Here is a 14,585-nt window from a genome sequence, read left to right on the forward strand (position 1 = left end):
TGGTTATTTTCTAAAATAAATAAATTGTTTTTCAAATCATTTTTCAAAAACGTGTAAAAGTGATTTCCTTAAATGTTCTACCAGATTTGACGGTCTAAATTCATTTATTTTTAGGTTTGCTATAACCCTATCGAAGGCAACGAACGTAACAAATGATTGGAGAACAGCTTTATCAATATTACTATTCTCGTAAAAACTATTTCCTTGCAAACTGATAACATTAACAATGATTATGTATAAAAAGTAGAGAAGAAAAATCACAAATCTTATATTATTTTCTGACAACACATAATTGCTTAGTTCTACCAATTTAAATTTTTTCATTTTTTCTGATTTCTTAGCTGTAAATGGCAGAACTTGATAAACTAAAAATCTAATTTGTTTGTGAAATATAAAAGCAAAAACAACTCCACATGTATTAATAATATAAATCCATGTTTCAAAATTAAAACCCGATATCTGAAAATAGTCATCAATTCGATATAATGTCACGGGTAAAATAAACGAAATTGCCAGATATAAGTATATGCTGATTTGTATAGAAAGAACAGGTATTGCAACTGTTATAAATAAACCTAACAATGTTAAGGGTAATAAAACTATGAATTCAATAATGTTTAGTACTCTTGTTTCATATCTTTTTTTAATCTGAAAAATGACAATGCTTAAAATAACATAAAGCATAATTTTCAAACCCAAATATTCAACATTTGATGAATTTTCTATCAAAAACATTGCGAGAAAACTAAGAGCAATAATCACAACATTAGTAACTAGAAATATTAAAGTTGAGAGTAGCTCTTTTTTTGTATTACTCATTTCTATTTGGTTTTAATATTTTCAAATCCACCTTCAGTAACAGTAATAATTGATATGTTTTCAGTTCTTTGGTTGTCTGTGTATTTTAATTCCAATTGTAATCCAATCAAATCTTTTGGAACTATTGTTAACTCCTCATCCGCCTCCTCAGATGTTCCATGAAAATATTTCTCAAATTTAGCTTCTAAATCCCTTGATTGAAAATGTTGAAGATTATTAATTTTAGGTAATTCTTCAATAAATGTGAAGCCATGACCTTTGGTTATTTTTGATAATTGTAAATTATATGCTGGGGTTTCAGAGTTGTTATGAATTATAACTGAGAAACTCCATCTTAATCCCCAATGTACATATAAGTCTGTTCCAGCGGGTATTGGCTGTTCAAATACTTCTAAATTTTTTGAGCTATATCCATTATGTGCTCTTGAATGGTGAGACCAAATTAGCTCGGCTTCAAGGTAAGGTCTTATTCCTCTAATGCCTTTGCCTTCAATTTCAGTAGACATTTCATCTTCAGCGGATTTTTTCCATTGCTTAAGGATTTCTGTGGTATACTTTTCTACATCTCTATCAATCATTATTGAACAGTTTGCACACAACCAAATTCCATTGTCAGGATACTTTCTTTCAGCTTCTGTTAAATCAGAATTAAATCTTGGGCCATTTTCAGATGCTGCAGTAATATGAGCTGCGATACCAACAACAACAGCTTTATCTGCGGCAGAATTTGGCCCTACAGTATGTTTACGACAACTAGGATTTGAACAAATATAACCAACTCTTTTAGCTAAAATTTCAACTGTTTGTTTTGTAAAATTGTCTCTCATGTAAGTTTTTATTTCTCAAAATTGTAAACTATAATATAAATCTAATCAAGAGATTTCTTCTTAAATAATTCAACAAGATTTTCAATTTTATCAAGTAATTCATTGTAGGGAATGATTAAGACATCTTTATTGCTCCATCTGAAAAGTTCAAATGAAGAATCTTGCCCTTTTTTAGTAAATTTTGTTGTATCTCCAGCAATAACAACACAAACAGAATTTAATGATTCTGCTTCACTACCTACAATTGAATGGTAATTTTTAAGCAAACTATTTTTTTGGTCAAGAACTTGAACTATTGCTCCAGTCAATTGATTATTGATAGGATATAAATCGTTACGATATGCAGAATTAAGAACGAGTGGAGTTAAATGGGTCTTTATCTCTATAAATGCTATATTATTGTTTATTTTGTTTCTATAAAGAAAATCTACAATTTTATCTTTATTTCCTCCAATATTATGACCTCCTACATTTACTTTATCATCTAAAAATATTGCTGGAAAAGAAAATATCTGTGAGAATATCCAAGCATGTCTTTTAAAGAACTGATGCCATTTTTCTTCTAATGTAGTTGTATCTGTAACCTGTTTAAGATTCTCTTTATATTCCGCAATAATATCTTCAATATAAATTATATCAATATCTGCTTTTGTTGATATTAATATTTCCTGAGGCAAACCTGAATTGATTAAAAGATTCGTTAATTCTTCAGCTTCTTCGTTTGAAAATTTAATGTTTGAAAATTGGTCAACATATAATTTTAATGAGCCACTAACATAGTTCGATTTTGCAGGAGCATCAATATGTGATGGTATTACTTTATTTAAAATCAATTGATATAGACTTTGGCTTTCATTCTTTTTATTCTCAACAAAATTGCCAGTTTGTTCCTCTAATTTCTCAAAATCTACTATATTGATTATAAATCTTTTTCCAACAATGTCGGTAGATGATTTGGAAGAAATAACCACTTCATTAATTGTTGGAAACTTATCCTGAAAAAAATAAAATAAGCTAGAGACTCCTTTTGGATTGGTAAAACCAAAGCCTTTACTTTCTGTAGCTGAAATACCAGATTTTAAGATAACATTTTGTTCAATAGTTATACAATTAATCGATTTATATTTGCGCTCTATTTTGCCGTTCTTTTCATAGAATGGATAATACTTTATTGTCCCATTTTTAAAAATTTCTTTTGCTAAAAATCTAGTTTTAGAACCTTCAATTTCAACTAAAAAAGTCGTCTTGGTTGATGTTTTTTTATCCTGTACTAATTTAATACCTTTCATTTGTTTTTACTTTAATGTTGGTCTGAACGTAGCCATTTTATATGTTTTGCAATTCCATCAATATCAGGATAGATGGTTCCAGGATTAACTCCAAATCTATTTAATGTTTTTTTAATCGATTTCCTCACATCTTTGTGTATTAATATTTTAGTTAAACCATCTGGCTCCCATGCTTTATTAGGTTCAGGATGAATAGTGAACAAACCTCCTTGAGCTATTATTCTATTATCCCAATGTTTAGGAACAAAACGTTTAACCTCATCTATTTTAAATGGGTCAAATTTTTCACTAAGCTTAACTTTTTTATCTGCTTTATAAATATAAACACAGCTATACTCAGTGTTGTTTTCATCTTCCTTCGCAAAAGGTTCTTCTACTGCAAAGTATGTAGCTACTAAAGGGTTTTTCGTCCAATCCAACAGTCGAGTTGGTAAGCCATGGTGCTGAGCTATGGAAAGTAATTCGAGAGTATCTTCTTTATATTCTTTTATAAAAGGATGTGCTCTATGTTTAAAAATATCAAATAATCTGACCTCATCGTCTAAATTTAAAATTTCGCCTCTTTTAGTTTTGAGTCTACCTATCGAAGGAACCAGTTTATAGGTTGAATTACGAACACCTCTGAAAATCAGATTACTATCATCTTCAGACTGAATCTTCAAAAAATCATAAAACTCATCAATTGTCCTAACTTCCATTTATATATTTTTATAATTGCAAAGGCATGTAATATAACTCAAAACATTACACCAAGCAATCCCCATTTACAGGGATTTTCTTACTCACTAAATTTGGTGATATATCTTAACTCCCAATAACAAATGACTTCAATAAATCCATTATTTCATTACTGAAAACCGCAACAAGAAAACGAATTCCAAAGTTTTGCACAATACGTGTTTATACTGTGTTTTAATTTTAGAACTTTTACATAGTTTTGTTGTTCACAACACAGTATTTAATCAAGGTTATGGATAATATAAGAAGCGATTTTGAAGCGTTCATTATGGGGATTGAAATCCCTGAAGATTTGTCTTCTCATGAGGAAGGGAGAATAGCCTCAAGTATTTATGCTTATACAAAAAAAATAACACCTCAAAATCTTTATCGATACAGAACCTGTTCTGATAATCACATCGAAACATTAAAAAATGATAAACTTCTTCTTACCAAGCCAATTAAATTTAATGACCCATACGATGCCCTATTGTACATAAATAAAGAAAAAATAATACATGAAATTGCAAATTCAAATACTGAAAAAAGCTACAATCACTTTGAAAAATTATTAAAAGACCCTGCTTTTAAAGAACAAGAAATTAGACGTATGGGAGAAGATTTTGTAAATGCGATGCTACAAAATTGGACAGATGGTAGAAAAGTAACGAAATTAAGTCCATTTCAAATAGAATTAGCAAAAAAATCACATGCAGAAAGGGTAAATCAAATAGTCGATTTGGCAATTAAAGCTTTAAAGCAATCATCTTTAGTAGCTTGCTTTAGTGAAGACATAAATTCAATTCTAATGTGGTCACATTATAGTTTAAACCACAGTGGATTTGCATTATGTTATGATTTCAAATCTTTATTTAATATAGATATTGGTTTAGGAAGAACTAGAGGTAGTGAATTTGTAGATAAAAAGATTTTTCCTGTTATATATTCTGATAAACGCCTCGATGCAACTTATTATGCAGAGTTTCATTTTATGGATGATTTATATAGACGAATGGGAATATCTTTTCCTTATTCTTTTTATGATAAACTGTTTTATTATAAATGTTTACTTTACAAATCAACAGATTGGTCTTATGAAAAGGAATGGAGAATAATTAAACAAACAAATTTAGATATTGAAGACGATAAACCAGATTACGTTTTCATTGATAATATTAAACCTAAAGAAATATATTTGGGAAGTCAAATTAGTCAGGATGATAGAAAGAAATTATTGGATATTGCTAAAGGAAAAAATATCAGTGTATTCCAAATGATATTAAATAGTTCAGAACAAAACTATAAGTTATCTAAAGAAAAAATTCTATAAAACTGTTTAGTTTTTGATTGATTTGGGATATTGGTGGTAAAACAAAGGATGGACACGATTATGCGCCCATCCCTGTATCCCGAATGCCGTTGGAAACTGATTATTAATTTCTGTTGTATCTTTTTAAAACTTTTCGCTCCAAATTATCATCAGGCCAAATTTCTATCCTGTAGAAATCGTTATCAGTATCATTAGCTAAGTCAGGTTCTTTTACACTTGTAAAATTTGAACCATAAATTCTAACTCTATATTTTCCAGGTTTTAAATTAATTTCTAATTCTAAACTGCTATTAGGACAATCTAACACCTGTAATACACCTGATTTAATTTCTAATCCACCTTCAACAACATGGTCATATGAACTAAAATCAATGCAATCATCAACTTTACTTAAAACAATTAATTCACCTTTTATTGTTCCATAGGATTCAGTTCCTATCCCCAAAATTCCTTTTTCAATTGCTAGCCTATCTTCATGGCTATCATCAGTCCAGAATTTATCAGAATCAGTACTACCTTCATGTGATTTATCTGCTAAATAAAACTGTTGATATGATGTGCTAAAATTTAGATTGTATTTCATGTTGCTGTTTTTTTTATAATAACATTGAACTGTATTTAACAAAAGTAAAATTATCACAAATAATTTAGCATTTCTCATTTCAAATTTTTTATATAAATAAATTACGGTAAAGCAGCAGCAGCTGGTATTGATGCTCCCAGTGTTTCTGGCGCTAATAATATTGCACCTCCCCATTTAACTACTTCATAAAGAATTATTCCAGCAACTACACCAACACCGACATCTCTAGGAGAAACAGATGGAGCTGGAACTGGGTCGGGTTCTGGGTCGGGTTCTTTATCCTTTGGAACTGGCATTACTAAAAATGATTCTCCGTGTTTAAGTGTTCTATATAAAGCTCCTAAACTTCCTCCTTGCGAACTGTTTTCTCTACTTGGAACATAAGCAACATCAGCCCCTTTACCTCCTTCAAATGTCGATGCATAAGGATATTCATCTCTTTGAAAACCTGGTTTCGTTGGATATCCTGAAATAGCCTCTTTTCTTCTTTCAGCTGCACGAGTTTTATCAGAATCATAATGTAAAACTTCTGGTTTGCCTTTTCTAAATGAATTTAAAGTATGCTTGTAAATATTAGGTGTTTTAGCTTCTTCAACAAAATGAACTTTTACTCCACCTGTTGCTCTAATTTCATCTCTAATTGCCATAAAGGCAATTTTTGCATCGTTACCAGTAAAACTAACCCCACCTTGAATATTAATTATTTCTCTACCGTCTGGGTCAATAAAACGAACAGGATTATCAACACAATAATTGTATGGAGACCATCTTCTTGATTTTTCAGCCAGTGGGTCAATGCATACCCATCTACCAATTGCAGGGTCATAATCTCTAAAGCCATAAGTGTACATGTTCAGCTCTAGTTCGTCCTGCCATTCTTTACCATTGTACTTATACTTATACGACTTTGCAAACCTGTCCAAATGGTTTAAGAACGACCTTTTTTCATCACCAACCAGCGATTCAAATGTAGTATTTTTCAATGGAAAGCGAAGGTTATTTTTTGGTTTTGTTTATGGCTGCAACAGCTATTTTTGACAAACCGTACATAGGTAATGCCTTTAAAATAGCTACTATTGGTTTCGATGCCAATAATGCTCTCTTTGGAAACATCATAAAAGCAAAAATCATTAATGCACTGAAAGCTAATGTTGATTGAAAATCGCTCATACTGCTGATTTTTAAATTTTAATAAATTAAAAAATGTTTGTACACATCATTATACAATAAAGTTGCCTTTATTGCTCAGCTAAAGTATTTACTGGAGTTCTAAAAAAATAGGACAGAAAAAACACAGTAAAATCAATAACTCATGATTTCGAGTGCTAAGTAAATTCAATCGATTTTTTTATTTAAGACATGAACTTTTTAGCGGTTCAAAAGTGAAAATTGTGGGAATTTTAAAAAAGGACATGAAAGTTGACGAAAAAAACATTGGAAAAGCCCGTGAATAAAGGTTTTTCTTTTTTTATATCGTTTTGGCATAACGAAAAACCCCAGTAAACACTGGGGTCTGTGGGGGACAAATCGGCCAAAACAAAATTTGTCCTTTTTAGAAACAAAAAGCTCTCACTTGAGAGCTTGGGATTTAATCTTCATTTTTTTTATAAAATACTTTTCCTTTTTTGAAGAACAGATATATATAAATAATTAAAATAAAATGAAACAATATTACTGAAGATGTAAAAAAATGAATTTCACTATGGCAGCAAAACTCAAAAAAAATCATTTTGTTTTGTATTAATTTATAAATGTCTTTAAACCAAAACAAAATCCAAAGTATAACCGTTATATCGCTTAATAACATTGTTAATTTTGATACCGAAAATCTATAAGGATGGGTAAATATTGATTTATTGTTTTTAGCAATCAATTTACTGGTTTCAGTTTGGAGTAATTTAAATTTTAATGCGTTTTCATACACTACCGCCATTGTTTCCCAATGTTCTTGCCAAAATTTACTACCTCGAATACTTAAAGAAAAAATTGAGTTATAAATAATACCTAAAAAAGAGATAAATATTAAGTATTTATCATTTATATCGGCTTTAAAATATCCTGCAAGTATAATTGCGATTGTACCCCAAAAAAACAAGGTTCTTTTCCAAAAATTTTCAATTTCAAACTTTCTCAGTTCTAAAATTTCATCATACAAATTTATTTCTAACTTCTTTGCTCTATCAAATTCTTCAATTAACTCTTCTTCTGACATTATATTTATTTTATCATTAAATTACTTTACTTAAAATCTACTCAAATATAAATAAAACTATTCCATCAACTCAATCTGTTTAAGTTCTTCAATTGATGTCAATCCCAATTGAGCTAAACATTCTTTTTGATGATTTGGAATATTTTGTAATGTAAACTCATCTTCATCATTTAGTTGAACAATTGCATCATTTCCTACAACCGTTTGGTCCTTTACTTTATAAACAGAACATTCCCCAGCTACATATAAACCAAGTTTTTTAGTAGCCTCTGGTGTTATTGCAATATTAAAACCTCTTCCACCGACTCTAACACTTGGATAAAACACTCCATCATATCCATTTTTTATTGCTATTTCTGAAAAAATAGCAGAAATCATATAATCATAATCACCTCTAATTTTCTCTTTACCAAATTCTTCAGCTAAAAAAGTTTGAAATAATAATGATTTTTCAACAATTTCTTTCGGCACATTTTTACTGAATTCATTAAAATTATCTACCAATTCTTTTGTAAAACTACTTTCAGCATAAAATGAATCCTTGTGAATTATCGCTAGTAAGTCAATGTTGTCTTTAACAATCCATTTTCCAAAAGAAACTTTTTGATAACCTGATTTTTGAAGGTCTCTCATCATTGGAATTGTTTCGGCTATACCAATAATTCTTAAATTGTCTAATTCTTGAGGTAGTACTTTGTCAGGAACCGCTGTAGCATAAAACATTGTTTGATAGGGAGTACTAGCCCTCTGAAATGTGCTATTGTATTCTTGAGGCTTAAATGATAACTCTTTTTTTAACGAAAACCTTTCTCCATCTCTGTTGGGACGAGCTCTCATCACAGGCTTTCCTCTGTGATATGTTACTACCATAGAAGCAATATGCCTTACATTGTTGAATAAATCTCTGATTTCTTTCTCTGGATAAGTTGTTAGGTCTAAATCCTTTAGTTTTTCGATTACTTCTTCTATTTCCATAATGATTATTGGTCCTTACGAATATGATATTCAATAGATTTTATTTTGTTCAATTTGTCTAAATCAACTTGAGAAAAATTTGGTTTAGAAAGGTAAATTATTTTGCTCCCATCCTTGTTTATAAAAGCTAAATTTGTGGGAGCTATGAATTTTGACATATTTTTTTCACTTATTAACTTAACCAACCATTCTAAAAACTGTTTTGGATTATGTTCGTCATATATTAAAATTTCATTTTGATTAGTATCTATAATGTTAAGAACATACTCATCATTATCATCAAATTTTGCAATAATTTTGAAAACATCATGACAATATTCTGTTTTATCAATTGTTATTGGGTTTGATTGTACATTTTCCTTTGAAAATTGGTAATAAACCACATTATCATCATATTCAAGAACATTTCTTCCTTGTTTTAAATTCTTCACACCACGAATTGCTCCACTGTAATCTAAATTAAAATTTATATCTGAAGCTGAATAACATGGTGGATAATGAACATAAACGATATTTGAATTAATGTCTTTTATCGAATTAGGATTTCCATGACTATCTAATAGTTTTGAAAATTCCATAACTCTTTTTGTGTCTAATTGAGTATTGGTCGAATTAACCTTTAAAGTTGCAGTAATAATTATATTATCTGAAATGTCAGATAAAGGAAGACTTCTTTGACCAATAGTAATGCTGTTTGTAGAAAAGCTAAACCCTGTTTTTATTTTTTTAAACTTAATTTGCAATGCTTCTTTAATGACTTCACTATTTGCATATGCTAATTCTCCCTTTGCTCCAACATTGTTAGCTATTTTATTATTAGAAGTATTGCCTTTTGTACTTGAGTCAGTTGAATTATCAGATGCTGAAATTGTTCCTATAATATGTCCATTCTCATCGTAAACGTTTTTAATATCACCAGATTTTATTTCATTGTTTGTAGTATTTGAATTTACCTTGTTAGATTCTGAAGTCATTCCTAAATTTCCTTCAACAGATAATTTCGAATTGAAACTTACATTCTGAGTTCGCTCAAGAGTTCCTAAATCTATATTTTCAAATTCATTTTCTATTTTATCTATAGAAACGATTGAAAAGTTGTTTGTTTGAAGTTTTAGAGTAGTTGTTAAAAATTCTAGACGAGTATTTGGGTGCATTAGCCTTTCGTCATTATAATACTTCTTTATATTGGAGAACAAGAGTCTAATTTTAATCACATTGGAATTAATGATATTTGTAGTAATCACTGAAGCTGAAGCTGGAGCTGGATTATCTGACTTTGAAAAAGACTCTTTAATTGCATCAGTAATTTCTTTTGTGTTTTTAGCTCTTTGCGCTACAACTCTCAAAAAAGTATTTGGTATAGAATCCCTTAAATCAAAAAATGTTTTAACCTTTTCTTGCTGTTTTTTAGGCGCATCTGGTAAAGGCAAACTGCTTACATTTATATCTAAAATCTTTTCAGGCTCGACTAATTTTTTATATCCATAATTACCCCTGTCATTGTTTGTTAATTTTGGAGTTGCACAACTTGAAAATAAAAGTATTATAACTACGAATAAACAAATATTTTTTTTCATAATTTAATCATTTAGATTTCTGATATTAATTTAAAAACCGTGTAGGAAAGCGCTGGAAGATTTATACTATCGCATTTTTTGTCATCAATTTGGTATTGAAACTTTGCTTTATAAGATTTTCTTAACGGCCAACCATTACAATCAACCATATCATGATTATTTACAGAATAATAATATGTATCTGTGTTTAAGTCAATCTCATGTGCAGGTGGATTGTCAATATATAATTTAGTTGATACTGTTTTATTTATACTTGGGATATTAAATTCAATTAAAACATTTTTCAGAGGTATTTCTGTTGAATTTATTAAATCGTTAAGAATGTTTTTTTTTAAATAAGACTTACTATAAGTTGTAGCATTAATATTGATTTTAAGAATATCATTTTCAACTTTGAAGTTTCCATGAGCTTCCTTATTTGTCTTTAAATGATTAATTAGTATTCTACCATTCTGTATTGAGTCTTTATCCCATATTAATTGATAATTTCGATTTAAGGATTTGTTAGGTTCCATTATTTTCTTTAGTTCGGAGTTGTATTTCATATAGTTAGATTTTAGTATTATTAAGGAATTTTGATTAAATTTATTACAAAACTCAATACCAAACAATCCCTATTTATAGTGATTTTCTTACTAACTAAATTTAGTGATTCGTATAAATCTACATCAGGGGAAAATACCTGTTTATAAGCTCTCGTTCAGTTTTCATATCAATTCGAATGTATTTCTCCGTTGTCCCTGGCCATTTGTGACCAGCCAATTCTTGAGCTTTAACTAGGTCATACTTCTTTTCATTCAACCAATTACAAATAACACTCATTCGAATGGTTTGAGGGTTCAGTTTCCTATCAGGAAAAAGGCTTTTTAACGATTCCGTTACCGAATGAATACCATCAACCGAAATTGGTTTTCCTAGTTTATTCAAAATCAATTTATCGCTTGTACATCGGAGTATCTTTGGTCTTACCTCATCGATGTATTTAGTTAATGGTAGTATTTGTTTATTTAACAGTTCAAGAGTCCTTCTGTTTAATGTTTTAGAAGCTTTGATATATATGGTTCCATTTTCCAAATCAATGTCTTTCAATTCCAGATTCGTGATTTCTTCGCTGGTAAGTCCTTGATAAATCAAAAGCGACAGAAGTACATTGTTTCGAGTTTCCAAAAACCAGTAACGGTTTTCCCTTTGAAGCAATAATTGCAATTCTTCACTACTGAACAAATCCTGCAATTGAATATCCTGATTCGTTCTGTTTTTGATGTTCAGTTTCTTACAGGGATGGTCTTTTCTTGCTCCAGTCATTACTAAATATTCATAATATCTTTTGATGGCTGATAGGATTCGGATTCGGTATTGAACATTGGTCTGTTTTTGTGTTACCTCATCCATATATCTGATAATATCAGCAAACTTATACCGCTTGCATTTTGGATTGGTCTTTATGAAATTATTGATAGTATAGAGATAGCTCTCGGCTGTTTTCACTGCTAGTCTCTGTTTCAGGAATTGTTCTAAGGTTACTTTCTCCATAAGCTCTTCATTTAAAAATTTACAACTGGTTTTATTTTCTTGTTCTTGATAGCATAGATGTAGGTCGTATTAATTTCTGAATGCCCTAAAAATCGCCTGATGAATTCAATACCAGCATCGTTCTCAGATAGGTGGTGTGCAATGCTGTGACGAAGACAATGCAACGTAATCTCTTTCTGAATTAGTTCGTAGCTATCAGTCTGTTCGATAATCTTTTTAAGTAGTTCATTCAAGATTTGACCACTGGCCCTTTTTCCTAACATGTTTAGAAAAAGAGCCTCTTCCAACTGATTTCGTCCAACAAGTTTCTGATAGCGTTCTTCGGTAATGTATAGCCTTAAACATTTCACAACCGAATCACTCATTGGCACTTCACGTCTTTTACTTCCTTTGCCACTTCTTACAATGAGCATTCCGCTGGTAAGTTGTACATCTTTTACATTTAATCGCTCGATTTCTGACCTTCTAAGACCACATCCATAGGCAATCGACAACAATGCTCGTTCCGATTCATTTTGACAGCTTTCATAGAGTATTTTAACCTCATCAACACTTAGTGTATTTCTTGGATTCTGAATACCACTTCCATAAGTTGGAATGTAAAAACCGTTATCAATTTCTTTGTTCTCCAAAAGGTTCAGCATGAAAAGACCTAAAACGAATAAATGAAATTTAACGGTCTTCTCGGATAAGGTTCCTTCACCTCTTTGCTTGGGTCTTGTTGTCAGATATTCGAAATAATTTAATGTTTGCTCACTACCTACATCTTTTATCTTGGTTATTCCAGAATCTTCTAACCAAATCAGAAATTCTTTTACTGTATTTTGGTACATTTTACCTTTTCCTTGCTTGTAGCTTCTTACAATAACAAAGCTGTCGAACTCTTTAAGTAGGTTTTCATAAGCGGGTGTTTGTATTGTTTTTTTCATGTTTTTATCGGTTTTAAATTAGTGGTTAGGAAAACTGTCCTTATGCATACTTTTCAAAACTGCGAACACTAGCGTTATATGACCTTATTTTATTGGTGCTCTAGCGTTCTTTTTGGTGTTTTATAACTTCTTTAGCTGGTCATTCAAATCTTTCCTGATTTTTGACCTCATCTTCTCCATATTGTCCCAATAGCTGATAACGTACTTGAATCCTTTATTGGGAGAACCTTCCACGGCTTGTATGTATTCGAGTTTCTGCAACAATTCAAAATACTTGAATGCTGATGTTTTGCTCATGTTTAAGGTCTGACGAACCTCTCTAGTAGTGAACCTGTGAGTAGTTCCATTTGGTTGACCTTTTACATAACCTTTAAGCTGTTCAAAGAACTGCCTTGTGCTTTTGTCCAGTTCATCCACTTTGATAACAATGGAGCCAAAGAAAACCTCAACTGCTTTTTCAACATCTTCTTTGGTAGCAATCAATCTTCCTTTATCATCAATTTTTCTTCTATATTGGTTCAGAATGGTAATCTGTGAAACAAAATGCTGGAAATGACTGTTAAGCCTTCTAAGCATTTTGGCTTCCAATGGTAACATCAATTGATTGGCAAACGGATTTACCACTTCATAGGATTTCAATACCCGCATACAGTTTCTAATAAGCTGCTTGGCCTGTTGTTCGCTATCTTTATCGTGAAGCCCAGCAATACGCTTGTTTTGGGCTTCAATGATTTTAAGGGTCTGTTCTTTACTTTCGTCAACTCCTAGAACTACCGAGCGGCTCATGTTGTCGAAATAGACATCGGCTTTGGTAGTCGCTGTAAGGCTGGCGAAATGAGCCTGAACAGTCTTCATCTTGCCTCTGGTGTTACCGAACATATCTTTTACTACGGTAGAACTTGAAAGGAATTTGGCTGACTGCATTTCACGAAAGGCTAACTGAGCGTCTTCATCAAGCCCATCAAAATCTTGGACTATGACAAGTTTGTTCATCAATTCCTTTTCCCTGTAATGGTAAAGTGATTTACTGGTAATCCTAGTCATATTCATCAAATCTTCCTGAGGCATGCAATCGGCAATGGCATTAATAAGATGTGATTTTCCTTCTCCCGATGCCCCTTGAACTAGTCCATGAAGTAGATACGGCATCTTGTAACTGCTGGCAATGATGAACATTAAAAGCCTGTTGTCTTCTTCTCCGACAATTCCGCTTTGACCTAAAAGCTTGTTTACATTATCCAATAGTTTAGGATTCTTTAAAAATTCTATTGCTTTTTCATGGGCTGATGGTGTAAGTTCTTTTTCCGAATATTGGTCGGTAATTGGGTTCATTTCTTCATTGAAAAGACTCTCTCTATATTCTTCCAATAAATCGGTAAACCGTATCAAATCGGCTTCCAAAAGGTTTGCATCAAATCCCTGCTTTTCATTGAGCTCCCTGCATTGGTTTTGAACATTCACAAAATCAAACAAATCGATTTTAAGTCGGTGTTTTTTCTGAGTATTTTTTTCTACGATTTGAAGAGATACCCTAAGGTTTCCCAAATCCATTGGCAAGGTTCCGATGACATAAAACATACCTGTTCTCCCTTTGTAACCGATTTTGAAATCCCCAATGATTTCTAGGGCATTGTTATCTTCTTTACCTTTTGGGTTGTTCAAAAACTCACCAATGCTATCGGGTCCATAGTTGACTAGCATTGTGTTTAGGTTTTCACCTTCGGGAAGTTCAATTGTATTGATAGGTAAATCAGGTCTTGTATTTTGAAGTTGCAATTTTATATTTTCCATAGT

The 14,585-nt window shown here is 31.1% G+C and carries 15 protein-coding genes; 1 reads left to right on the forward strand and 14 read right to left on the reverse strand.

Going from position 1 to position 14,585, the window contains the following annotated elements:
• Positions 1 to 36 precede the first annotated feature (36 nt).
• The 4 genes from ACZ1JT_RS06710 to ACZ1JT_RS06725 are packed head-to-tail and all read right to left on the reverse strand — an operon-like array spanning position 37 to position 3,633.
• Positions 37 to 819 carry a hypothetical protein gene (locus tag ACZ1JT_RS06710; protein WP_465093072.1) on the reverse strand — a complete coding sequence of 261 codons (783 nt, stop codon included), beginning with the start codon at positions 817 to 819 and terminating at the stop codon, positions 37 to 39.
• Positions 820 to 821: 2 nt separating this feature from the next.
• Positions 822 to 1,646 carry a hypothetical protein gene (locus tag ACZ1JT_RS06715; RefSeq protein WP_465093073.1) on the reverse strand — a complete coding sequence of 275 codons (825 nt, stop codon included), beginning with the start codon at positions 1,644 to 1,646 and terminating at the stop codon, positions 822 to 824.
• A gap of 41 nt (positions 1,647 to 1,687) precedes the next feature.
• Positions 1,688 to 2,935, reverse strand: a complete 1,248-nt coding sequence (locus tag ACZ1JT_RS06720) for a Shedu immune nuclease family protein (RefSeq protein WP_465093074.1) — start codon at positions 2,933 to 2,935, stop codon at positions 1,688 to 1,690.
• 11 nt (positions 2,936 to 2,946) lie between these two features.
• Positions 2,947 to 3,633: an FRG domain-containing protein gene (locus ACZ1JT_RS06725; protein WP_465093075.1), complete on the reverse strand. Its 687-nt coding sequence runs from the start codon at positions 3,631 to 3,633 to the stop codon at positions 2,947 to 2,949.
• A 272-nt stretch (positions 3,634 to 3,905) separates the two neighbouring features.
• Here ACZ1JT_RS06725 and ACZ1JT_RS06730 point away from each other — a divergent pair, with 272 nt between their 5' ends.
• A complete protein-coding gene (locus ACZ1JT_RS06730) occupies positions 3,906 to 4,982 on the forward strand; it encodes a DUF2971 domain-containing protein (protein WP_465093076.1) in 1,077 nt (358 codons plus the stop codon).
• 103 nt (positions 4,983 to 5,085) lie between these two features.
• Here ACZ1JT_RS06730 and ACZ1JT_RS06735 read toward each other — a convergent pair whose 3' ends face one another.
• From ACZ1JT_RS06735 to ACZ1JT_RS06780, 10 genes are all read right to left on the reverse strand, one after another.
• Positions 5,086 to 5,565, reverse strand: coding sequence for a hypothetical protein (locus tag ACZ1JT_RS06735; protein WP_465093077.1), 480 nt, complete (start codon positions 5,563 to 5,565; stop codon positions 5,086 to 5,088).
• A 101-nt stretch (positions 5,566 to 5,666) separates the two neighbouring features.
• Positions 5,667 to 6,548: an RHS repeat-associated core domain-containing protein gene (locus ACZ1JT_RS06740; RefSeq protein WP_465093078.1), complete on the reverse strand. Its 882-nt coding sequence runs from the start codon at positions 6,546 to 6,548 to the stop codon at positions 5,667 to 5,669.
• Positions 6,549 to 6,561: 13 nt separating this feature from the next.
• A complete protein-coding gene (locus tag ACZ1JT_RS06745; RefSeq protein ID WP_465093079.1) occupies positions 6,562 to 6,735 on the reverse strand; it encodes a hypothetical protein in 174 nt (57 codons plus the stop codon).
• 418 nt (positions 6,736 to 7,153) lie between these two features.
• Positions 7,154 to 7,777, reverse strand: a complete 624-nt coding sequence (locus tag ACZ1JT_RS06750; RefSeq protein WP_465093080.1) for a RipA family octameric membrane protein — start codon at positions 7,775 to 7,777, stop codon at positions 7,154 to 7,156.
• A 57-nt stretch (positions 7,778 to 7,834) separates the two neighbouring features.
• Positions 7,835 to 8,752, reverse strand: a complete 918-nt coding sequence (locus tag ACZ1JT_RS06755) for a hypothetical protein (protein ID WP_465093081.1) — start codon at positions 8,750 to 8,752, stop codon at positions 7,835 to 7,837.
• A 5-nt stretch (positions 8,753 to 8,757) separates the two neighbouring features.
• Complete coding sequence (locus tag ACZ1JT_RS06760; protein ID WP_465093082.1) at positions 8,758 to 10,329, reverse strand: hypothetical protein; 1,572 nt, start codon at positions 10,327 to 10,329, stop codon at positions 8,758 to 8,760.
• 11 nt (positions 10,330 to 10,340) lie between these two features.
• A complete protein-coding gene (locus ACZ1JT_RS06765; RefSeq protein ID WP_465093083.1) occupies positions 10,341 to 10,874 on the reverse strand; it encodes a hypothetical protein in 534 nt (177 codons plus the stop codon).
• A gap of 118 nt (positions 10,875 to 10,992) precedes the next feature.
• Entirely contained in the window at positions 10,993 to 11,862 is an 870-nt protein-coding gene (locus ACZ1JT_RS06770; RefSeq protein ID WP_465093084.1) for a tyrosine-type recombinase/integrase, read from the reverse strand.
• Positions 11,863 to 11,873: 11 nt separating this feature from the next.
• The gene (locus ACZ1JT_RS06775) at positions 11,874 to 12,791 is read right to left on the reverse strand and encodes a tyrosine-type recombinase/integrase (RefSeq protein ID WP_465093085.1); all 918 of its coding nucleotides are present in this window, start codon (positions 12,789 to 12,791) and stop codon (positions 11,874 to 11,876) included.
• A 120-nt stretch (positions 12,792 to 12,911) separates the two neighbouring features.
• A complete protein-coding gene (locus ACZ1JT_RS06780) occupies positions 12,912 to 14,582 on the reverse strand; it encodes a P-loop NTPase family protein (RefSeq protein WP_465093086.1) in 1,671 nt (556 codons plus the stop codon).
• Positions 14,583 to 14,585: the final 3 nt, after the last annotated feature.

The sequence above is a fragment of the Flavobacterium sp. IC2-16 genome (assembly GCF_055521455.1).

Coding starts and splice junctions, on each gene's coding strand:
- ACZ1JT_RS06710 (WP_465093072.1), bottom strand. CDS start 819: ATGAGTAATACAAAAAAAGAGCTACTCTCAACTTTAATATTTCTAGTT.
- ACZ1JT_RS06775 (WP_465093085.1), bottom strand. CDS start 12,791: ATGAAAAAAACAATACAAACACCCGCTTATGAAAACCTACTTAAAGAG.
- ACZ1JT_RS06770 (WP_465093084.1), bottom strand. CDS start 11,862: ATGGAGAAAGTAACCTTAGAACAATTCCTGAAACAGAGACTAGCAGTG.
- ACZ1JT_RS06750 (WP_465093080.1), bottom strand. CDS start 7,777: ATGTCAGAAGAAGAGTTAATTGAAGAATTTGATAGAGCAAAGAAGTTA.
- ACZ1JT_RS06760 (WP_465093082.1), bottom strand. CDS start 10,329: ATGAAAAAAAATATTTGTTTATTCGTAGTTATAATACTTTTATTTTCA.
- ACZ1JT_RS06755 (WP_465093081.1), bottom strand. CDS start 8,752: ATGGAAATAGAAGAAGTAATCGAAAAACTAAAGGATTTAGACCTAACA.
- ACZ1JT_RS06765 (WP_465093083.1), bottom strand. CDS start 10,874: ATGAAATACAACTCCGAACTAAAGAAAATAATGGAACCTAACAAATCC.
- ACZ1JT_RS06745 (WP_465093079.1), bottom strand. CDS start 6,735: ATGAGCGATTTTCAATCAACATTAGCTTTCAGTGCATTAATGATTTTT.
- ACZ1JT_RS06720 (WP_465093074.1), bottom strand. CDS start 2,935: ATGAAAGGTATTAAATTAGTACAGGATAAAAAAACATCAACCAAGACG.
- ACZ1JT_RS06735 (WP_465093077.1), bottom strand. CDS start 5,565: ATGAAATACAATCTAAATTTTAGCACATCATATCAACAGTTTTATTTA.
- ACZ1JT_RS06715 (WP_465093073.1), bottom strand. CDS start 1,646: ATGAGAGACAATTTTACAAAACAAACAGTTGAAATTTTAGCTAAAAGA.
- ACZ1JT_RS06730 (WP_465093076.1), top strand. CDS start 3,906: ATGGATAATATAAGAAGCGATTTTGAAGCGTTCATTATGGGGATTGAA.
- ACZ1JT_RS06725 (WP_465093075.1), bottom strand. CDS start 3,633: ATGGAAGTTAGGACAATTGATGAGTTTTATGATTTTTTGAAGATTCAG.
- ACZ1JT_RS06780 (WP_465093086.1), bottom strand. CDS start 14,582: ATGGAAAATATAAAATTGCAACTTCAAAATACAAGACCTGATTTACCT.